Genomic DNA, 19,900 nt, shown 5'->3' on the forward strand with positions numbered 1-19,900 from the left:
CGTCCCGTGGAGCCCGCTCGCCGCCGGACGCCTCGCCCAGCCCCGGGGGCGAGTGCTCGACACGCCGCTCGGGGGGCAACCCGGAGGCTGAGGAGCCCGGTCGTCGACGCCCCGGTCGTGGGCTCCGTACGTGCCCCGCGTGCCCGCCTGCTTCTGATACTTCTGGGCGCGGCCGCCGAGGTCGTCTGCCGGGTCAGGCGGGGGAAGGCAGATCGACCCCCGGTCGCCCGCGCCGGGAGCCGCGCGTCACGCGCTGTTCGAGCCGCGCGCGGCAGTCCGGCCACTCCTCCGCGGTGATCGAGAAGATCGCGGAGTCACGGAGCCGACCCTGCTCACCCGCCACCCAGGACGGGGACCAGTTGCGCAGCACACCCTCGAACTGGGCACCCACCCTCTCGATCGCGGCCCTCGACCGCGCGTTGCGCGCGTCCGTCTTCAGGTCGACCCGCGCCACTCCCCAGTTCTCGAACGCGTGCCGGAACAACAGGTACTTCGCCTCGGTGTTCACGCCCGTCCCCTGGGCCGACCCCGCGAGCCAGGTGAACCCGACCTCGATCGCGTACAGTTCACCGCTCGTCGGCCACAACCGCGGGTCCCAGTAGGCCGTGGTCCCGATCGCCCGCCCCGACGCCCGGTCCACCTGTGCGTACGGGGCCAGCTTTCCGGCGGCGGCGCGGGCGAGTTGGGCGTCGATGTACCCCTCGACCTCGTCGGCCGTGGGCACCCACGTGAACCGGTAGGAGCTGCGGTCGTCCTCCACCGCCACGGCCAGGTCCGCCGCGTGGCGGTGCTCCAGCGGCTCCAGACGCACGAGCGTGCCGTCCAGAGCCGGTCCCTCAAGCGTGAAACCCATCGCTCACCAATCACGTGCCCGTACGGATGGTCGGTGTCCGGGCCACAGCCGCATCCGCAGCCCCAGGCCCGTAGCGTTGCAGAGCTTTCGCGCCCTGTCGCGCGAAATTCGGCGCGACGCGGGAGCCGGCGAGGCCCGCTGCCGCCCGGAGCGTGCGCCGCGTTCAGCCGTCGCAGCGGTGGGCACCCCGCCGGACCGTGTCTGTGCGGCCCCGGTGCGGGGCCGCACAGACACACGTCACAGGGTTCAGGCCAGCCGCGCGGACACGATGGTGACCGGCTCCGCCGGCACATCGCGGTGCCCGGCCCGGGTCGTGGTGGACACTCCCTCGATCGCGTCCACGGCCTCGTTGCCGGCCACGACCTTCCCGAAGACCGCGTAACCCCAGCCGTCCTGGCCCGGGTAGTTCAGGAAGTCGTTGCCGTTGGTGTTGATGAAGAACTGGGCGCTCGCCGAGTGCGGATCCGAGGTCCGGGCCATCGCCACCGTGTACTTGTCGTTGCGCAGGCCGTTCTTGGCCTCGTTCTCCACGCGCTGCGGCGCCGGCCGCTGCTCCATCTCCGGGGTGAAGCCGCCGCCCTGGATCATGAATCCGGGGATCACCCGGTGGAAAATCGTTCCGTCGTAATGGCCGGACCGGACGTACTCGACGAAGTTGGCCACCGTCTTCGGTGCCTTCGCCTCGTCGAGTTCCAGCGTGATGTCTCCGGCCGAGGTGTTCAGCAATACTTTGGTCATTCGGACATCGTATGTCGCAGGCTCGGAAAACCCGGGAACCTGGCCGACCGCGCGGAGGTGCGCGCGACCGCCTCACCGGCGAACACGGGCTCCATCGCCTTTCGCCGGGCATCTGACAGGGGCCGTCATGTGCCGAGAAGACCTCGTCCCCGTCATCCGGCGGCGGACGGCAGGGTCCGTTCGTAGATGGTGCCGCCGGGTGTGAACCAACCCGCCTTCTTACGCACCGCGGGGCTCGGGTCACCGGCCTGGGACGCGCGCAGGGCGGCGAGGGCGCGCGCGTCGAAGTGGGCGAACTTTCCGACGAGTTCGGCGGCCATCGCCCGGACGTGCGGGTCGGGGTCCGAGGCCAGGTGGTGCAGTGCGGGTTCGAGGACTCGGTCCGCACCCGGTGCGCAGGTGTCGCCCTTGCACCGGTCACAGGCCAGAGCGTGGAGCGCGGCGATCCTGACACGGGCGTCGGGGTCGTCCGCCATGGCGATGAGTTCGCCCATCGATTCGGTGTCCACCAGGTGGTCGAGCAGGCGGCAGCAGCTCTCACGCACGGCCGGGTTGCGGTCCCGCAGGCCGGCACGGACGGCGCCCAGTACGCTCTCCCCACGTCGGAGCAACGCGTGATACGCGGCGACGGTGCGCTGAGGATCACCCAGGCACGAGACGAGTGATGCATTGTCGGTCCTGACGAATCCGAGCATGACTTCAGTGTCGGCCACTCGGCGCATCCCGCCAAAGGAGTTTCCACGCCCACGAGTCAGGCGGACGGCGAGCGGGGGCTGACGCGTCCGGGCGGCCGATCGCGCCCACTGGGCCGGTCTGGCCCGCTGTGACCACCCCAGGAGTCGGCCACCGGATGTCGACGGCACTCCGGCACCCACGCTGCGCCACGCGTCCTGGCGCTCCGCCACGACTCCTGGACAGGACACGCGTGGCAGCATGACCGGCATGGCTGCCTATGTGATCTCCGAGGTGAAGTTCCTGAACCCCGCACTCGCGGACGAGTACAGGCGGTTGGCCGAGGCGTCGATCCTTCGTCACGGGGGCCGCTACGTCGTCCGCGGCGCGCTGCCGGACGCCGTCGAAGGGGCCTGGCCTTCCGAACAGCGGCTCGTGATCGTCGAGTTCCCCGATATGGACCGGGCCAGGGAGTGGTACGCCTCGCCCGAGTACGCGCAGGCGCTGAAGCTGCGTCAGGTCGCGCTCGAACGACGGCTCCTCTTCGCCGAGGGCCTGCCCGAGTAGCCGTTGACCTCCGCTCAGTCCTCCTTGACCGGCGGGCGTCGTACGACGTGAGAGGCCCAGATCGGGGCGTGATCGAGCAGACAACGGCGAGCGTGGACCCGAGCCCTGGCCACCACCAGCAGGGCCCGGGCAGTGGCCGGGGTCGGCCCGAGGTCGTTGGTCACGGCCACTTCGACACCGCCGTTGTACTGCGCCGACAGGTTGTAGATGAAGGTGCCCAGGGTCGCCAGGAACGTCCCCATGACGACTTCCAGGCCGACGACGCCGATCGAGACGGCGAAGACGGTGCCGAGCTCCGGCAGGACGTCCGGGGCCATCGCTTCCACCAGGAACCAGACGATGACCGCGGTGACGACCGCGACCACACCGAGGCCGGCCAGGAGCAGGAAGCTCGTCACCATCACCGACCACGGGTCCCCCTCCGATATGCGCATCCGTAGGGTCCACGCTCCGGGTCCGGGGACCCCGTCGGGCGGTGCCGGGTGACAGGCGGCACCGGGTGCCGGATCGGGCCGGCCGAACGCGTTGGGCCGGGACCGGTGCGCGGGTCGTGTGGCGGCTCCGACCGAGGGAGGGGGTGCTGGGGGCACCGATGCGGGTCCGTCCGGGAGAGACGGTGCCGAGGGCAGCCGGGCGGATTCGGCCGGGAGAGGGGGTGCTGGTGGCGCTGTTGCCGGTCCGTACGGGGCAGGGGGTGTTGAGGGCGGCGGCGCGGATCCGGTGTGGTCGGGGGCTGCGGGCCGGCCCGTCGGCGCCGGCCGCTCGTCGGGGCGGGCCCCGCGAGTCGGCCTCTTTTCGGCGCCATCGGGGTGCACGGTGCACGGCAGTTCGCCGACGGACCCGTTGATCCGCACGCCCCGGGCTCCGCCGTCCTGCTCCGGACCCGCCTGCCCGCGGGCGATGCCGCGAGGCCTGCGCTCGGCTCGACTCATGCCTGTCTCCCTGACTGGCGCGGCAGCCTCGCAGTGCCCTCCCGCATCGAACGGGCCTGCGTCGACCGCCCTGCGGCCTCGGGGGGCCTGCGGGTCCGTGCCTCCGACGGTATGGGCTCGGTCGGGATCATGCACCCGCAGTCGACGTCCCGGAACACGAGGTCGCGGGCCACCCCTGCGCCGAGGTGACCACCTCCCCCAGGCCGGACCACGCACACGGAGCGACACGGAACCGCTCCGGTCCACCGACGCCGGACGGGCGTACGGGCGTGTGGGTGAGCAACTTCCGCATGAACGGTCCCGGCACCGGGCGCCGCGTCGGCGCCGTCACCGGTCTCCGGGCCCGGCGGGGTGCCGGATCATCTTCACCGAGTGCCCCACCTCTCTGTCCGGTCAGCCACTGCGCGCACGACCAGGGGCCGCCGGGGACACACGGGCGGGGCCGCGGTCACGGACGTTCTTCCGGCGGAGTTCTGTGGGGTAGGGCTCCACGCCCAGCAGGAGGTGGCCCTGGACCCCGGTCCCGCCGTACGGTTCACACGGTGATCTCGGCCGCGCGACGCGGGTCCCCGGCAGCCCCGGCCGTACTCTGCCGCGCCCTCCCGTTCACCGCGCCCACGGTCTCGTCGTACGCGTCGGGGATCCGAGCGGCTTCGCCACGGACCGGGCCTGCCGACGCAGAGTGGGAAGCGCGCTCACCAGGCCCGGCACGCAGTCCGCCACGACGACCTGAGGTACGGCCGTCACTGCCGCGCGAGCCGCCCCGGTCGAGGGCCGCCGCCGGACGGAGGCCTCACGGCGACAGCTCGACCACGAGGGGGCGGTGGTCCGAGATGCCGAGCACCGGCGCACTCTCCGAGCGCACCGCGTCCGCCACGACGCCCCTCGCGAGGACATGGTCGAGCTGCACGATCGGACGGTGCGCGGGATAGGTCGGGGCCCGGGCCAGATCCCGCCAGCGGTCGGCCGGCCCCCGACCCGGGCGCGGGCCCGGCGTCGCCCCGTTGAGCACGGCCCTGGGCAGCGCGCCCGTCAGGTTGAAGTCGCCGAGCAGCAGCTGCGGTCGGGGCAGTGCGGCGATCCAGCGGCGCACGCGGAGCAACTGGCCGATGTTCCAGCCGGGGACGAAGGAGAGGTGCAGGGCCACGGCCGTGAAGGGGCCCTGCCCTCCGTCGAGCACGGCCGCCACCGCGGCGCGCGGCTGATCCCGGCTCAGGGCGAATCCTGGGTTCCCGGCGACCCGTAGCGGCAGTCGCAATGGCGCCGGGGACAGTCTCAGGACCCGCCACTCCCGTACCGGGAGCCGGGACAGCAACGCGACCCCGTGCGAGGGAACCGCGTCCGCCTGGTCCGTGTCGCGCGGTCCGTACAGGTTCGGCCCGGGCCGGGAGGGGTCCAACACCCATCCCCGGCCGGGCACTTGCCGTCCGTGGAGGGCGGAGGCGTAGCGCCAGTCGGGCGCGCCCATGGCATCGGCGGCAACGGCGGCCTGGTCGACACGGCCCGACCTGTCCTGAAAGCGGTCGACCTCCTGAAGGGCCAGCACATCGGCGTCGAGGGCGGCGACGGCGTCAGCGAGCGGCCACCAGGGGACGTCGTCCGCTGCCGGTGCCGGGCGGCCGTCGCTCCGGAGCCGCCGGCCGTGCAGGACGTTCAGAGTCGCACAGCGCACGCGCGCCTCACCTCACCTCACCTCACCTCACCCGGGCGGACGCCGGGACGCGCACCACCGGTCCCGCAGGTCATGGGCGACCGCCGGATGCCGCGGCGGGGCCCGGACACCTCACGGTCTACCACGCCTCGCCCCTCACCGACGGCGACGACGACAGCAACAGCGACGGGGGACCGGCGCCGGCAACGGGACGACGGACGGCGGCGCGACACCGGCGCGTCCGCCACCGGGCTACGGCCGCCACCCGCTACGGCCGCTCGTCGGATCGTTGCTCCGCTCCCGCTCCCCCGGGCGCCGTCCCGTCGCGCAGGAGCCCGTCGAGCGCCGTGAGGACATGCCCGCAGATCTTGTCCGGTTCGGCGCTGGCCAGCGGTTCCTGGCCGACCACGACCCGCATCAGACCGATACCGAGCAGCCACGCCATGGCGAGCTGGGCGCGCAGCTTGCTGTCGTCGGCCGTGGAGAGGGCGGCGAGCGCGGCGGCGTACTCCTCGCCCAGCGCGCGGACGGTGTCAGGAGCGGCGTCCGCGCTGCCGATGGAGCGAAGGTAGACGGCGAGCAGGCGGTCCGACCCGGGTTTGCCGCCGTCCGCGAGGACACCGCGCAGCGCGGTCTCGAACAGCCGGTCCGGGGGCGTGCCGCTCACCTGCTCCTTGCCTCCCTGGGCCATCACCTCGGTGAGCAGCGCCTTCTTGGATCCGAAGTAGCGGAATATGAGCGCCTGGTTCACGCCGGCGCGGCCGGCGATGTCACGGACGGTGGCCGCCTCGTATCCACGCTCCGCGAAGACCGCGCCCGCCGCGTGCAGGATGCGCGTGCGGGTCCCTCGGGCGTCACGCGGACGGTGCGGGTTGTCCTCTCGCAGAGAGTCCTGTTGCGGAGAGTCCTGTCGCGGGGAGACCTGTTGCGGCGGGCCACCGCCGGTCCGGTCCTGGTGAAGGGTCTGCTCGCTGGTGTCCACCCTCTGCTCCTTCTGCCGCCGTGGGCCCGCTCGCGCCTGCCGAGGAGCCGTCAGGGTAACGGCCGATTAGCGTCGTTGACCGGCCGGTGCGCACCTCCTAGCTTTGTAAGCACGTGATTACACCAGGGAGGCAGCAGTGACGGCAACGGACCACGCACCCCTCGCCTATCCCTTCAACTCCAGCGAGGATCTGGCCCTGTCGGAGGCGTACGAGCGGGCCCGTGACACCCCGGGACTGTTACGCGTCCAGCTGCCCTACGGCGAGCCGGCCTGGCTCGCCACCCGCTACGCGGACGCCCGGCTCGTCCTCGGCGACCAGCGCTTCAGCCGTGCTCTGGCACTCGTTCACGACGAGCCACGCGCCTCCGAGGGCAAGCGGGACAGCGGGATCCTCAGCATGGATCCGCCCGACCACACCCGGTTGCGGTCGCTGGTCGCCAAGGCCTTCACCGTCCGCCAGGTGGAGAAACTCCGGCCGCAGATCAAGGAGTTGACGTCCACTCTGCTGGACGAGATGGAGTCGGCGGGCCCGCCGGCCGACCTGGTCGACCGCTACGCCCTGCCCATTCCGGTCGCGGTGATCTGCCGGCTTCTCGGGGTGCCGGAGGAGGACCGGCCGCGCTTTCGTGCGTGGAGCGACGCGGCGCTGTCCACCAGTTCACTGACCGCCGAGGAGTTCGACCGCAACCGCGAAGAGCTGCGCGCGTACATGTCCCAGCTGATCGGCGCGCACCGGAAGGAGCCCCGGGACGACCTGATGACGGCACTGATCGAGGCGCGCGACCACGACGACCGGCTGTCCGAGCTGGAGCTCGTCGACCTGTGCGTCGGAATCCTCGTCGCCGGCCATGAGACCACCGCCACCCAGATCCCCAACTTCGTGGTCACGTTGCTCGACCATCCGGAGGCGCTGTCCCTCCTCCGCGCCGAGCCGGAGCTGATCACCGGCGCGGTCGAGGAACTGCTGCGTTTCGTGCCCCTGGGCAGCGGGGCCGGTCAGCCTCGGTACGCCAAAGAGGACGTCGAGGTGGGGGGCACCCTGGTGCGGGCCGGGGAGCCGGTGCTGGTCGCCGTCGGCGCGGCCAACCGCGACGCGCTGCGCTTCACCTCGGCGGGCACGCTCGACATCACCCGGAGCGGCAACGCCCACCTGGGCTTCGGCCACGGCGTCCACCACTGCCTCGGGGCTCCCCTGGCCCGCCTCGAACTCCAGGAAGCCATCGGCGCGTTGGTGGCCCGCTTCCCCCGGCTGCACATCGCCGGCGACATCACCTGGAAGACCGAGATGCTGGTGCGCGGCCCCCGCGTGATGCCGGTGGGATGGTGAGACGGCCCATGAGCTGGGAGTTGCGCATCGACGCCGACCGCTGTATCGGCTCCGGTATGTGCGCCGGAACCGCACCGGACCTGTTCGTCCTCGACGACGACCACGCACATCCCGTGCACGAGCACCTCACCGAGCACGACGAGCGCGCTCTGGAAGCCGCCGACATCTGCCCGATGCTGGCCATCACCATCCGGGACGCGAACGGAACGGAGATCGCGCCCCGCTAGCCATTCACCAGTGGCAAACCTCCGGTGCCGCGGCGAGCGAACTCGTCGCGGCCCACCTCGGGATCGGTGGACAGCAAGCCGTAGAGACCCAGCTCCAGCCAGGGGCACTCGGCACGCGCGAGTCCGCCTTCGCCGTGGGCCTTGACGGACAACCTGGTGTCGGCCGTCACGACGGTCACGGGCCGCCCCGCCCCGCCCCGGCCGCCGAGCGCTTCGGCTGCCCGGCACCTTCGACGCCGCGCAGCTCCCGGCGTGCGAGGTCCTCACCCCGGGCGGCAACTGCGACGACCGGCTCCCTTTCGGCGCCGAGGAGAGCGCGTAATGGAAGCGATCAGGCTCACCACCGCTCAGGCCCTGGTCCGTTTCCTGGCCAACCAGTACAGCGAGCGCGGCGGCCAGGAACAGCGCCTGATCCCCGTCGTGTGGGGCATCTTCGGGCACGGCAACGTCGCCGGCCTCGGCCAGGCCCTCCCCCAGGCCGCCACCACAGGCGAAGCCGTCCTGCCGTGCGGCGGCGCGACGGCACGCATGGGACCACCTGCCGTCCGGACCGCCACTCCGCCGGCGCCGATCCCCGCGGCGGCCGGGACGGCCGTCCACACCGACACGGAGAGCCGACGGCATCGGCCCCGCAGGCTCCTCATTCCACCCCGGGCCGGGCGCGGCGGGCGTAGGCGCGGGCGGCGCGGGCGCGGTCGCCGCAGCGGGTGGAGCACCAGTGGCGTCGGCCGTGGCGGAGCAGGTAGCGATTGCAGGGGGTCGAGCCGCAGGCGGTGAGGCGATCGGCGTCGGGGCCGGTGAGCAGTTCAGCGGCGTCGGCGGCGAGGGCGGCCAGCGCGTGCTCGACGATCGCGGTCGTGGGATGCGGTGTGGCGCGGTAGGGGCCCCTCTGGTCGTCCCAGTGCAGCAGCGCGGCGGTGGGGACGCGGGTCATCGCGTCGTTGACGGCCGTGACGGCGGCGGGGAGGGCGGGCAGCCCCGCGGTGCGGGAGGCGAGCAGCGACCTGATCTGTTCGCGCAGCGACCGCAGTTGGGTCGTGCACATCTCCAGCATGCCGGCGTCGACCGGTGCGAGACCACGTGCCGTCAGCCAGTGATTCGCCTGTGCCGGAGTCGCCAGGAGATCGACCGTGTGCCCGCCGGGCAGGGTGATCGAGCTGTTGGCGAGGGCCAGGGAGATGTGCTCCTCCTCGCCTTGTGCGGGTGGCAGGGACGGTTCTTCCATGACGTACTCCTTCACGGTCCTCATGGTACAGCTTGCGCCCAACCGTGAGAAGCAGCTACGGTCACCTCACGGTTCATAGGAATCTATCCGTGAGGTGACTCCATCATGCCCTCGTCCACGCTCCCCGCGGCCCCCCACCCCTTCCCGGTCCACGTCCTCGGCGGCCCGACCGTCCTCTTCGAGTACGGCGGCCTGCGCTTCCTGACCGACCCGACCTTCGACGGCCCCGGCGACTACGGCCGGCCCGGCCGCCCGGTCCTGACCAAGACCACCCCCTCCACCGCCGCCCCCGCCGACCTCGGCCCCATCGACGTGGTCCTGCTCTCGCACGACGAGCACGCCGACAACCTCGACAACTCCGGCCGCGCCCTGCTCGCCGACATCCCGCTCACCCTCACGACACCGGACGGCGGCCGGCGCCTCGGCGGCACGGCCAAGGGTCTGGCCGACTGGGAGGCCGTGGAGTTGGACCGCCCGGACGGCGGCACGATCACCGTGACCGGCGTACCCGCGATCCACGGACCGGGGACGCACGAGGAGATCGAGCCGATCACCGGCCAGGTCGTCGGCTTCGTCCTCAGCGGAGCCGGCCTGCCCACCGTCTACGTCAGCGGCGACAACGCCTCCCTCGACGCGGTCAAGGAGATCGCCGGGCGCTTCGCCCCGGTGGACACCGCCGTCCTCTTCGCCGGAGCCCCGCGCTTCCCCGTCCTCTTCGACGGCGCGCTGATCGTCCTCGACAGCGCCCAGGCCGCCGAGGCCGCGCAGATCCTCGGCGCCCGCCGGGTCGTTCCCGCGCACTACGACAGCTGGGCCCACTTCACCGAGGGCCGCGAGGAGTTGGCGGCCGCCTTCGCCGCCGCAGGCCTCGCCGACCGGCTGGACTGGGGCCGGCACGCCTGAACCGACAGGCCCCGGCCGACCTGCCCAGCCGAGCCGGAGTACGGAAGGGAACGCCGACGGTGTCGATGAAGTACTGAGCCCGCACCCGGACGCGGCGCATCGGGACGGGGGGGGCTCGACGGCTCCCCGCCCTCGTCGGACAGGAGCGGCACCTGCCCTGCGACCGGCCGCCGCTGTCCACACAGATCCCGGACGCCCTGGCCCTGCGGGAGAGGCCGGACACCGGCACCCGGCCGGTCGTGGTGCGCGCGTATCTGGCAGGCGTACACCGCGCCAACGGCGTCGACGTGCGGACGGGGGCACAGGTCGCCTCGGTCGAGTCAACGTCCGGGCGGGTCACGGGAGTTGTGGACATGCCCCACGCGAACCGCGCCAGTGGCGAACGGCGATCGCCACCAGGACCGACTGGCGGGACGCCACCGCCATCGCCACGGCCACCGCCGCCTCCTCCGGGACCGCGTCGACCGGGGCGTGCGGGGGTAGCGTCGTCGCATGACGTCAGCGCCGTTCCGGTTCCCGCCGTATCCGATCCGCGGCGTGCGGGTGTTGCACCAACGGCAGAACTGTGCGCCGCAGTTCGCGGACATCACGGTGGACTTCGAGCCCGCGGCGGAGGGCTTGGCCTTCCAGGTGGCCAAGGGGCTGACAGTGGACCACGCGACCGCCGAGGATCTGCCGCGCTTCTTCGCCGCGATCGCCGCGGGGATTCGAGAGCAGTTGAGCCTGCCCGAGCACGGGGTCCTGACCGCGGCCAGGGTGGTGCTGCGGCAGGTCCGCACCCACACGCTCGGCTCCCATGAACTCGCCTTCAAGATCGCGGGCTGTCTGGCCGCCCGCAAGGCTCTGGAGCACACGACGGGACCGCACGTCTGAAGGCCGCCCCCGCGGTAGCCCAGGAAGCGGCTCCCGGACGTGATTACGATGGATTTCGCGTACAAAGGGCCCGACGACCTCCGGGGCGGCCATGCCCCGCCGGCCGTCGGCCCGGTCGCCGTCCGCTCTCGCGGCGCAGCACGACCGCGGCGGGATGCGGAGGGCAGATCCGGGTTTCGGCGTGGCGACGGCCCCTGGGCGCCGGTCGCCCCCGGGCGCCGGATACCCCCGGGCCGTACCGAGCAGGAAGGCGGCATGCTGGTGCGCACGGTAGGCGTGGAGGAGGAGCTCCTTCTGGTCGACCCCCGCAGCGGGGAGCCGCAGGCCATGTCGGCCGCCGTCCTCGCCCACGCGGCCGAGGACGACCCCGGACAGGAGGTGTTCGAGAAAGAGCTGTTCGGGCAGATGCTGGAGTTCGCCACGCACCCGCACGCGGAGATGGAGCCCCTCGGCGCCGAGATCACGCACTGCCGCCGGGAGGCGGCGCGGCACGCGGGCGAGATCGGCTGCGCGGTGGCCGCGCTGGCCACCTCCCCGTTGCCCGTGAGCCCGACGATCAGTGTGAACGAGCGCTACCGGTGGATGGCCGAGCGGTACGGGGTCACCGCCCGGGAACAGCTGGTGTGCGGCTGCCATGTGCATGTGTCGGTGCAGTCCGACGAGGAAGCCGTGGCCGTGGTCGACCGGCTGCGCCCCTGGCTCGCCGTGCTGTGCGCGCTCAGCGCCAACTCGCCGTACTGCCAGGGCCGGGACACCGGCTACGCGGCCTACCGCAGCCGTCTGTGGAACCGCTGGCCGTCGGCGGGACCGACCGAGCTGTTCGGGTCCGCCGAGGGCTATCACCGGCGGGTGTCGGACATGCTGGCCACCGGGGTGATCCTCGACGAGGCGATGGCCTACTTCGACGCGCGCCCGTCCGCGCGCTACCCCACCGTGGAGATCCGGGTGCCGGACGTGTGTCTGCACGCGGAGACCGCCGTGCTCGTCGCCGCGCTGGGCCGTGCCCTGGTGGAGACGGCGGCTCGCGACTGGCGGGCGGGCGAACCGCCGCTCGACCACAGTGTCAGCGTGCTGCGGCTGGCCGCCTGGCAGGCCGCCCACGCCGGCCTGGACGAGGACCTGCTCGACCCGGCGACCATGCGGCCCCGGCCCGCCGCGGAGGTGGTGCGCTCGCTGCTGGACCACATCGGCGACGTCCTCACCGAGAACGGCGACGCGGCCCGCGTCGAGCACACGGTGGCCCGGCTGCTCGGCCGGGGCAACGGCGCCTGCGAACAGCGGCTGCTCCTGGAACGCACGGGCAGCCTGCGGGGCGTGGTCACGGAGTGCGTACGGCGCACCCAGAGCGAGTGAGGGGCGGACGGCACCGCTCCGGGTGCCCGTGCGGCGTCGTCCGCGGATCGATGCCCGCGTCCGCGAGGGCTCGGCCGCGCACGGTGCCGGGCGGGCGCGTACGGCCCGGTGTCAGGAGCCGGACGCGGAGGTGTGGTGGGCCAGCTCGGCGGCGAGGCGTCGCATGACCGTGCGGTTGGCGCGCCGCATCACGGCCCGGACGACGGGTGCGAGCATGCGGTCGGCGAGCGGGGCGCGGACCCAGGCGTACGTGAACGCGACACGGCTCCCGCCGGTGCGCAGCGGTGCGAGGGTGTAGGTGCCGTGGGCCAGGCGCCGCCCGCCCGCGCTGACGTTGCGTTCGACGATGCGGCGGGGCGCGTCGGCCTCGACGACCTCGATGGTGACGTCGGTCCTGGCGCCGCCCAGCGCGGCGGTGACCGTGGCGCACGATCCGATGCCGCGGGCCGGGCCGCTGTAGCGCCAGTCGCTCAGGTAGTGGTCGGTGAAGCGCTCGTGGTGAGCCATGACATCGAGGAAGTCGTAGACCTGCTCGGGCGTCTGCGGTACGTCGGTCGACACGGTGACAGACTTCATGTACCACACGGTACATCCGGCATGTACCACTCGGTACACTCGCGACGTGGCGAAGACCGATGACCCCGTCCCGGACGGCGGGACAGCGCACGGCACGGACGGGGACCGGCGCGCCCGGCTGGTGGACGCGGCCGTCGACCACGTCGCGGCCCACGGCATCGCGGACCTGAGCCTGCGCCGCCTGGGCGCCGCGATCGGCGTCAGCCACCGTATGCTGATCCACTACTTCGGCTCCAAGGAACAGCTCCTCGTCGAGATCGTCCGGACGTCGGAGCGGCGCCAGCGCGAACTGCTGTCCCAACTCCGCCTGGAGCCGGGCCTGTCGCCCGCCGATGCCGCCCGCCGGCTGTGGCACCGGTTGACGGACCCCGGGCTGGCCGGCCAGGAGCGGCTGTTCTTCGAGCTCTGCGGGCAGGCGCTGCGCGGCCGCCCCGAGGCCGTCCCGGTCCTCGACGGGCTCGTGTCCGACTGGCTGGAGCCACTGGTGGCCGCCGAGACGGCGGCCGGGGCCGACCCCGCCTCGGCCCGCAACCGCGCCCGGCTCGGCCTCGCCACCGTCCGCGGCCTGCTGCTCGACCTGCTCGCCACCGGTGACCGGGCGGGGGTCGACGCGGCGGTGGAGGAGTTCCTCCGGCTCTACTACGGCCCGGAGTGACGCGCGGCATCCTTGTCAACAACCAAGTTCCGGCCAGGACTTGGCCTTGACACCCCCTGCCGTAGACAAATCTTCAACCAAAGGATTTCCCTGGGCGGCAAAGCATCTACCCGCATAGATGATCCCCGTGTTGTCATGATCATGACCGCCCGGACAAATGCCGGGCACCACACCGGGAGATCCCCCCACATGTCCCGAACAGCACGCCCCCTCGTGACCGCCCTGTCAGCCCTCGCCCTCGCGGCGGCGGGACTCATCGTCACCACCGGAAGCGCGCACGCGCAGTCGTGCAGCCAGGCCTACCTCCCCCTCCCCGACCCCACGTGCCAGCCCGGCGCCCTCAACCCCGACGTCACCCAGAGCACCATCAACTCCACGATCTGCGTCTCGGGCTGGACCTCGACGGTGCGTCCCCCGAGTTCCTACACCACCCCGCTGAAGAAGAAGCAAATCGTGGAGTACGGCTACGCGGACACCAGCACCTCGGACTACGAAGAGGACCACTTCGTCCCGCTCGAACTCGGCGGCGCGCCGAAGAGCGAGCAGAACCTGTGGCCCGAGCCGCACTACGGCAACAAGACCTCGGCCGACAAGGACGTGGTCGAGAACAAGCTCAAGAAGGCCGTCTGCGCGGGCACCGTCAGCCTCAACGACGCGCAGGACGCCATCATGACCGACTGGACGACGGCACTGGCGAAGCTCGGCCTCGGCTGAGCCCCGGTCTACGCCACGGGGGCCGGCTCCCCGCCCGGGGACGCCGGCCCCTCGTTCGGTCGACCACCCCGTCAACTCCCTCCCGAACAGGCCTGGTTCTGCGCCGCAGGACGGACGAACCGTCCGGAGCTCCGCTCCCGGAAGACGCCCGCAGGCCGCATGCCGCCGGCGTGGCCGCCGCCCTCGACGGCGCCCACGCGTACGTGGAATTCGCCACAATTCACTCCCTTTGGGGCGGATAACCGCGTAAGAGTGGATCCTTAATGCCGGTTGCACCCCTACGGTCAACCGGCTCCAGGGATGCACCGACCAGCGACATGGGAGAAGCGTTTGATCACGGCACGTAAGCGACGCACCGGACTGATAGGAACGGCCGGCGTGCTCGGCGGCGTACTCGCGCTCACGGCTCTCGGCGGCACCAGCAACGCTGCCACCAGCGGCAACGGCACCGGGCAGCCCCCGAAGACGCAGGCCCAGGGAGACCGGACGGGCGCCCAGGACGTTTCCGCCGCCCGAATAAGGATCACGCCCGGTCAAGGTGCCCACAACGTCGGGATCGACAGTCCCGTCAACGTCACCGTCAGCAACGGCAAGCTCACCAAGGTGACCATGACCGCCGTCGCGACCGGCACCGAGATCCCGGGCACGCTGTCCGCGGACGGCACGTCCTGGAAGCCGAACGGGCGGCTGGCGCGAGCCACCACCTATCAGGTCGAGGCGGAGGCTGCGGACGCCAAGGGCCGCCCCGTCACCGGGAACGCCACGATCACCACGGTCTCCCCGGCCAACGACTTCATCGGGCACCTCTCCCCCGAGAACGGCTCGACCGTCGGCGTGGGCATGCCGGTGACGGTCGACTTCGACAAGGCCGTCGGCGACAAGGCCGCCGTGGAGTCGAAGATCCAGGTCAGCTCCAGCAGCGGCCAGCGGGTCGTCGGTCACTGGTTCAACGACAACCGCCTGGACTTCCGCCCCGAGAGCTACTGGAAGCCCGGCTCCACCGTCACCGTCAAGCTCACCAGCCACGGCATCCGGAAGACGGTCACGTTCACGATCGGCCGGAGCCAGATCAGCACCGTCGACGCCAGGACGAAGCAGCTGACCGTCGTACGGGACGGCAAGACGATCAAGACCATCCCGATCTCGTCCGGCAGCCCCGAGCACCCGACGTACAACGGTCAGATGGTCATCTCGGAGAAGTTCCGGCAGATCCACATGAACGGTGCGAGCGTCGGCCTCACGAAGAAGGACGGCACGGCCGCGTACGACATCAAGGACGTACCGCACGCCATGCGCCTGACCGACTCGGGCACGTTCATCCACGGCAACTACTGGGGTGCCGACTCGATCTTCGGCAAGGTCAACACCAGCCACGGCTGTGTCGGCCTGAAGGACGTCAAGGGCGGCGGCGACGGCAGGCAGCCGGCCGCGTGGTTCTTCGACAACTCGATGATCGGTGACGTCGTGATCGTCAAGAACTCCGCGGACAAGACCACGTTGGCCCCGGACAACGGGCTCAGCGACTGGAACATGCCCTGGAGCAAGTGGGTCGCGGGCAGCGCGACCGGCTGACGCCCCACCGGCCGCGGCGTTCCGCGCCGTCCGCCGTCACGGCGTGATCCGCTGATGTGGGCGAAGAGACCCCCGGTGTTATTCAATGAGGTGTGCCGTCAGGGATCTCGGGCCCCGTCGGACGGGTCCGAGTACGGCCCCGGCGCCGCGCCGGGGATTGCCGAGAGAGCCGCATGGACTCCACACCCTCCGCCTCGTCCTCTTCGCCGTTCGACCTGGTCAGCAGCGCTCTGGGGCGCTACATCCCGAGCGGCGGAGCGGCAGCGGCCGCAGGGCCTGCCGACGCGCAGGGCGACGGCACCGCAAGGCGGCGCGTACCCGACGACACGGCAGACGGCGGTCAGGAGCGGATTCTCGGCGCGGTCAACCTGGACCAGGATCTGAGGATCACCCGCTGCAATCTGGACGCCCCCGTGTTCGCGGGTCTGGACGCCGTGCCCGGGAGCCCTTTCGTCGGTCTCCTGCCTCCCGGGGACGTACCGACGGTCACACGGCGGTTGCGGCAGGTCCTGGAGACCGGAGAGGCGCACGTCGCCCGGATCCAGCGCCTGCGGCGCGGCGACGGGTCGGAGCTGGTGGTCTCGCTGAGCATCCTGCCCGCAGCGGCGCCCCAGGAAGGCCTGACCGTCTCCGTGATCGCCATGGCCAGGAGGCTGCACCTGTACGCCGCCGAGACCGCGATCGGCACCTCGCTGGACATCGGCGAGACCGCGCAGTCGCTGGCGGAGTCCCTGCTGGCCTGGGGAGACGTCGCCGCCGTCGACCTCGACTTCGCCGTGTGGACGGGCGAGGGCGTCACCGAGCGGGCGCAGGGTCGCATCCGGCTACGGCGGGCGGCCCTGGTGCCGGACCGGGCGTGGCCCGAGGGCTACGTGACTCCGGGCGACGATCTTCCCGGCGACGCGAGTCGCCTGCTGGCGCAGGCCATACGGCGGGCCGACGCCCCGCAGGCCATCGTCATCCCCGACGGGGCGGCGGTCGAGCGGGTGCTCGGCAGTTCGCGCGTGATGCGTGCCCTGGTGCCCGGTGACCGGTCGGCCGGTGTGGCGTGCATACCGCTGGTCCTGGACGGCGCGCCGCCCGTCGTGCTGGGCGTGGCGGAGGTCTGGCGGCGGTCGGACCGCCCCTTCCGCGACAGCGAGCTGTTCGACCTGCAGGAACTCGTGGCCAGAACCGTCCACCACGTCGACCTGGCCCGTCAGCACCAGCGCGAGCATACGCAGGTGCTGGCGTTGCAGCGCCGGCTGCTGCCGCGGACCGGTGGCGACACCATCGAGGTCGCCAGCGTCTACCAGCCCGCCACGCCCGACAGCGCGGGCGTCGGCGGCGACTGGGTGAACAGCTTTCCGCTGCCGGACGGCCGTACCGCGCTGGTGGTCGGTGATGTCGTCGGGCACGGCCTGGGCGCAGCGGCCACCATGGGCCAGCTGAGCATGGAGGCCCGCGCGCTGCTGTCCGCGGGGCTGGCGCCCGACGAGGTGCTGGAGCACCTGGACGAGACCGTGACGCTGCTGGACGACACGGAGTCCGGGCTGGCGGCCGGCTACAGCGCCCTCGGGTCGACCTGCTGCATCGCCCTCTACGACCCGGTCAGCTACGACCTGGCGCTGTCCAGCGCCGGCCACCTGCCCCCGGTCCTGGTCTCCCCCGACGGGCACGCGGTCCCGCTGGTGGTCCGCCCGCACCCCGGCCTGGGCGCCGAGTTCGCGCTGCGGGAGCCGTTCGACGTGCACGCCTTCGACGCACCCCCGGGCTCGCTGCTCGCGCTCTACACCGACGGCCTGGTGGAGGATCCGGCGGTGTCGATCGACGAGGGCATCGCCAGGCTGGCGGACGCCGTGTCCGCGGTGCACCCCTGGGACGCCCTGCAGCAGGCCGCACGGCACGTCGTCTCCGCGCTGGCACCCGCGCACCAGCGCGACGACGTGACCCTGCTGCTCGCGCGGATGATCGGCTACCGCAAGGGGGACACCGCGACCTGGCGGCTGCCCGCCCGCGACGACGCGCCCGCCCGTGCCCGCGCGCAGGTCTCCGCGCTGCTGCGGCGATGGGGCACCAGGGCCGACACCCGGGACGACGTGCTGCTGCTGGTCAGCGAGCTGGTCACGAACGCGGTGCGCTTCGCCACCGGTCCCATCACGGTACGGCTGATCAGGGCCGGTCACGGCCTGCTGTGCGAGGTGGGCGACACCGGGAACGGCAGGCCGCGTCTGGGCCGGGGCGGCCTCCTCGACGACGGCGGTCGCGGCCTGCAGACCGTGCACAGGCTGACCAGCCGGTGGGGAGTGCGGTGGACGGACACCGGCAAGGTGGTCTGGGCGGAAGTCGCGAGGTGACGCGGCTGCGGGGCGGGGAGTGGGGTGGCGTGACCGGCGTACGGCATGTGATGCGCACCACTTGTCTGCCGGTGCGGGTGCTGCGGGGTCGCGCTACAGCCACTCGCCTTCCAGGGCGGTGGCGGTCAGGCCCGGTGCCGCCGCGTACAGGACGGCGCGACTGCCCGGCTTCTGCCCGGCGTCGTACGCCCGCCGCATGATGTCGAACACGGCGGCGCCTCCGCGGTTGCCGCTGGTGTAGCTGTCCCGGCTGTAGTCCAGCAGCCCCGACGGCCACGCGTCGGGCATCGTCTGCTCCATGTACTCCAGCACCCGGGTCCCGCCGGGGTGCGCCAGGAGCACGTCGGGGTGCCATGAGTCGGGGTCGTCGCGGTAACGCAGGCGCAGCCACTCCCACATCGCGGTGACCGTCTCCTGGACGGCGCGCGGCCCGCGCCGGTCCATCACGAAGTGGGTGCCGTCCGCCCGCGTCTCCAGTCGGTGCAGGTCGTGGGTGCCGGGCAGGGTGTGGTGCCAGGCGGCGTCCAGCCGCAGCGTCGACTCGCGCCTCGGACGGCCCGTGACCACCGCGGCGACCGCGGTGTCCGCGAACAGCAACCGGACGATCAGGGATTCGAGCGTGTCGTCCGCGGGCTGGTAGGTCGTGCTCAGCGCCTCCGCGATCACGACCAGGACCACCCGGTCGGGGTCGGCGGCCACGAGGTCCGCCGCCAGCGCCAGGGAGCGGGTCCCCGCGACACAGGCCCACTGCGTGGCCGGCAGCAGCATCACGTCGTTGCGGAGGGGGAGCTTGTTGGCCAGGGCGACGTCCAGGCCCGGCAGCGCCGGGGTGGTGGAGTGACTGGTGATCAGGCAGTCGATGTCCGCGGCGTCCAGCCCGGCGCTCTGCAGGGCCCCGCGCGCCGCACGCTCCCCGTAGGACTGCACGGCCTCCCAGGCCGGCGCGGTGCGTTCCTGGACGGTCTGCGGCGCGGGTATCGCCTCCAGTGCGGCGATCGCGCGGTCCACGTCCTGCTGGGTGAACCCGTCGCGTGCCAGCGCCTCCTGGGCCGCCCCGGTGCCGACAGCCCGCAGGCCACCGCCGTCGCCGGGCGCGACGGCGGCCTCCAGCGGCAGCATCCACCCGCGGGTTTCGATGCCCGTGCCGGCCGCGATGCCGTCGATCCGCGGCGCCCACGCGGCGTGCGGGTGCCGCTCGCGCACTTCCGCCACGATCTGGCTGGTCTCCACGGGGTGTTCGCCGTTTATCACGGCAGGAGGACAGAGGTAAGCGGCCATAAGGGGGCACCTTCCCGGGGGAGGAGGAATGTCACGAGTGCTGTGTCATGGGTCACTTTGGGCGTCACGCCCAAGAGGTTGCCGAGGGGCTCCACTTGGGGCGCCGATGTCCGCATCGAGCATGGACGCCAAAGGGACATTTCCGCTGTGATCCAGACAACTTAGGTGGTACCCGAAATACGTGACTCGGCGCACACCGCCGAACAGAGATCCACGGCGGGGTTCGGTAGGTCACATCTGACATACCGTCAGGAATGAGTCGGGAGCGGATACCCTGGCGGCCAGGTCCGAGAGCGGGGCGCGGGTGGGGAGGATCACATCCGGGCCGAGGTCGGCCCCGTCCTGCGTATGCATGTCCGCGTTCGTGTGCCCGAACGGCCTGGACCGCCAGGTCACCTACGACGACGACGCCGACAACGGGCTCACCGCTCGGGCCTGTTCACCCGGATCAGGGTCTGCTGCCCGT

The 19,900-nt window shown here is 72.2% G+C and carries 20 protein-coding genes and 1 pseudogene; 11 read left to right on the plus strand and 10 right to left on the minus strand.

The features are described 5' to 3' along the window. Positions 1–193: 193 nt before the first annotated feature. From AC4OXY_RS07470 to AC4OXY_RS07480, 3 genes are all read right to left on the minus strand, one after another. Entirely contained in the window at positions 194–853 is a 660-nt protein-coding gene (locus tag AC4OXY_RS07470; protein WP_356037958.1) for a GNAT family N-acetyltransferase, read from the minus strand. A 246-nt stretch (positions 854–1,099) separates the two neighbouring features. Next, a complete protein-coding gene (locus AC4OXY_RS07475; RefSeq protein WP_356037956.1) occupies positions 1,100–1,591 on the minus strand; it encodes a peptidylprolyl isomerase in 492 nt (163 codons plus the stop codon). 152 nt (positions 1,592–1,743) lie between these two features. Continuing rightward, entirely contained in the window at positions 1,744–2,286 is a 543-nt protein-coding gene (locus AC4OXY_RS07480) for a HEAT repeat domain-containing protein (protein ID WP_491993501.1), read from the minus strand. Between the two features lie 247 nt (positions 2,287–2,533). On the opposite strand from AC4OXY_RS07480, the gene AC4OXY_RS07485 reads away from it, so the two are divergent. Beyond that, positions 2,534–2,830 carry a DUF1330 domain-containing protein gene (locus tag AC4OXY_RS07485; RefSeq protein WP_356037952.1) on the plus strand — a complete coding sequence of 99 codons (297 nt, stop codon included), beginning with the start codon at positions 2,534–2,536 and terminating at the stop codon, positions 2,828–2,830. A 14-nt stretch (positions 2,831–2,844) separates the two neighbouring features. Here the strand turns inward: AC4OXY_RS07485 and AC4OXY_RS07490 are convergent, their stop codons facing one another. The 3 genes from AC4OXY_RS07490 to AC4OXY_RS07500 form a co-directional block, all read right to left on the minus strand. Then, a complete protein-coding gene (locus AC4OXY_RS07490) occupies positions 2,845–3,264 on the minus strand; it encodes a DUF3566 domain-containing protein (protein ID WP_491993502.1) in 420 nt (139 codons plus the stop codon). A 1,291-nt stretch (positions 3,265–4,555) separates the two neighbouring features. Next, positions 4,556–5,434: an endonuclease/exonuclease/phosphatase family protein gene (locus tag AC4OXY_RS07495; protein ID WP_491993503.1), complete on the minus strand. Its 879-nt coding sequence runs from the start codon at positions 5,432–5,434 to the stop codon at positions 4,556–4,558. 247 nt (positions 5,435–5,681) lie between these two features. Continuing rightward, a complete protein-coding gene (locus AC4OXY_RS07500) occupies positions 5,682–6,395 on the minus strand; it encodes a TetR/AcrR family transcriptional regulator (RefSeq protein WP_376288228.1) in 714 nt (237 codons plus the stop codon). 136 nt (positions 6,396–6,531) lie between these two features. Here AC4OXY_RS07500 and AC4OXY_RS07505 point away from each other — a divergent pair, with 136 nt between their 5' ends. Continuing rightward, positions 6,532–7,722, plus strand: a complete 1,191-nt coding sequence (locus AC4OXY_RS07505) for a cytochrome P450 (protein WP_362819996.1) — start codon at positions 6,532–6,534, stop codon at positions 7,720–7,722. A gap of 8 nt (positions 7,723–7,730) precedes the next feature. After that, positions 7,731–7,949, plus strand: coding sequence for a ferredoxin (locus AC4OXY_RS07510; RefSeq protein ID WP_356037944.1), 219 nt, complete (start codon positions 7,731–7,733; stop codon positions 7,947–7,949). Here the strand turns inward: AC4OXY_RS07510 and AC4OXY_RS07515 are convergent. Then, on the minus strand, positions 7,946–8,128 hold the full coding sequence (locus AC4OXY_RS07515; protein WP_491993504.1) for a hypothetical protein: 183 nt from the start codon (positions 8,126–8,128) through the stop codon (positions 7,946–7,948). The two genes, AC4OXY_RS07510 and AC4OXY_RS07515, sit on opposite strands and share 4 nt — an antisense overlap. A 142-nt stretch (positions 8,129–8,270) precedes the next feature. Here AC4OXY_RS07515 and AC4OXY_RS07520 point away from each other — a divergent pair. Next, positions 8,271–8,456: pseudogene (locus AC4OXY_RS07520) on the plus strand (hypothetical protein); the annotation flags it as partial. A gap of 133 nt (positions 8,457–8,589) precedes the next feature. Here AC4OXY_RS07520 and AC4OXY_RS07525 read toward each other — a convergent pair. Next, positions 8,590–9,198 (minus strand): CGNR zinc finger domain-containing protein, encoded by a 609-nt coding sequence (locus tag AC4OXY_RS07525; protein WP_402067270.1) that lies wholly within the window; start codon positions 9,196–9,198, stop codon positions 8,590–8,592. A gap of 81 nt (positions 9,199–9,279) precedes the next feature. Between AC4OXY_RS07525 and AC4OXY_RS07530 the strand changes: the two genes are divergently transcribed. The 3 genes from AC4OXY_RS07530 to AC4OXY_RS07540 all read left to right on the plus strand — a co-directional run bounded on the left by AC4OXY_RS07530 (position 9,280) and on the right by AC4OXY_RS07540 (position 12,303). Then, positions 9,280–10,077, plus strand: coding sequence for an MBL fold metallo-hydrolase (locus AC4OXY_RS07530; RefSeq protein ID WP_402067268.1), 798 nt, complete (start codon positions 9,280–9,282; stop codon positions 10,075–10,077). Positions 10,078–10,569: 492 nt separating this feature from the next. Beyond that, on the plus strand, positions 10,570–10,950 hold the full coding sequence (locus tag AC4OXY_RS07535; RefSeq protein WP_356037936.1) for a hypothetical protein: 381 nt from the start codon (positions 10,570–10,572) through the stop codon (positions 10,948–10,950). A gap of 261 nt (positions 10,951–11,211) precedes the next feature. Then, entirely contained in the window at positions 11,212–12,303 is a 1,092-nt protein-coding gene (locus AC4OXY_RS07540; protein WP_362820112.1) for a glutamate--cysteine ligase 2, read from the plus strand. A 111-nt stretch (positions 12,304–12,414) separates the two neighbouring features. On the opposite strand, the gene AC4OXY_RS07545 is transcribed toward AC4OXY_RS07540, so the two are convergent. Next, positions 12,415–12,879 carry an SRPBCC family protein gene (locus AC4OXY_RS07545; protein ID WP_356037934.1) on the minus strand — a complete coding sequence of 155 codons (465 nt, stop codon included), beginning with the start codon at positions 12,877–12,879 and terminating at the stop codon, positions 12,415–12,417. A gap of 46 nt (positions 12,880–12,925) precedes the next feature. Between AC4OXY_RS07545 and AC4OXY_RS07550 the strand changes: the two genes are divergently transcribed. From AC4OXY_RS07550 to AC4OXY_RS07565, 4 genes are all read left to right on the plus strand, one after another. Further along, positions 12,926–13,534 carry a TetR/AcrR family transcriptional regulator gene (locus AC4OXY_RS07550; protein ID WP_491993505.1) on the plus strand — a complete coding sequence of 203 codons (609 nt, stop codon included), beginning with the start codon at positions 12,926–12,928 and terminating at the stop codon, positions 13,532–13,534. 189 nt (positions 13,535–13,723) lie between these two features. Continuing rightward, positions 13,724–14,248 (plus strand): hypothetical protein, encoded by a 525-nt coding sequence (locus AC4OXY_RS07555; protein WP_491993506.1) that lies wholly within the window; start codon positions 13,724–13,726, stop codon positions 14,246–14,248. A gap of 300 nt (positions 14,249–14,548) precedes the next feature. Next, a complete protein-coding gene (locus tag AC4OXY_RS07560) occupies positions 14,549–15,820 on the plus strand; it encodes a L,D-transpeptidase (RefSeq protein WP_362820001.1) in 1,272 nt (423 codons plus the stop codon). Positions 15,821–15,993: 173 nt separating this feature from the next. After that, positions 15,994–18,156: an ATP-binding SpoIIE family protein phosphatase gene (locus AC4OXY_RS07565; RefSeq protein ID WP_376288222.1), complete on the plus strand. Its 2,163-nt coding sequence runs from the start codon at positions 15,994–15,996 to the stop codon at positions 18,154–18,156. Between the two features lie 93 nt (positions 18,157–18,249). On the opposite strand, the gene AC4OXY_RS07570 is transcribed toward AC4OXY_RS07565, so the two are convergent. Further along, positions 18,250–19,434: a type III polyketide synthase gene (locus AC4OXY_RS07570; protein WP_491993507.1), complete on the minus strand. Its 1,185-nt coding sequence runs from the start codon at positions 19,432–19,434 to the stop codon at positions 18,250–18,252. Between the last annotated feature and the right edge of the window lie 466 nt (positions 19,435–19,900).

This window comes from Streptomyces sp. HUAS MG56, from assembly GCF_058673395.1.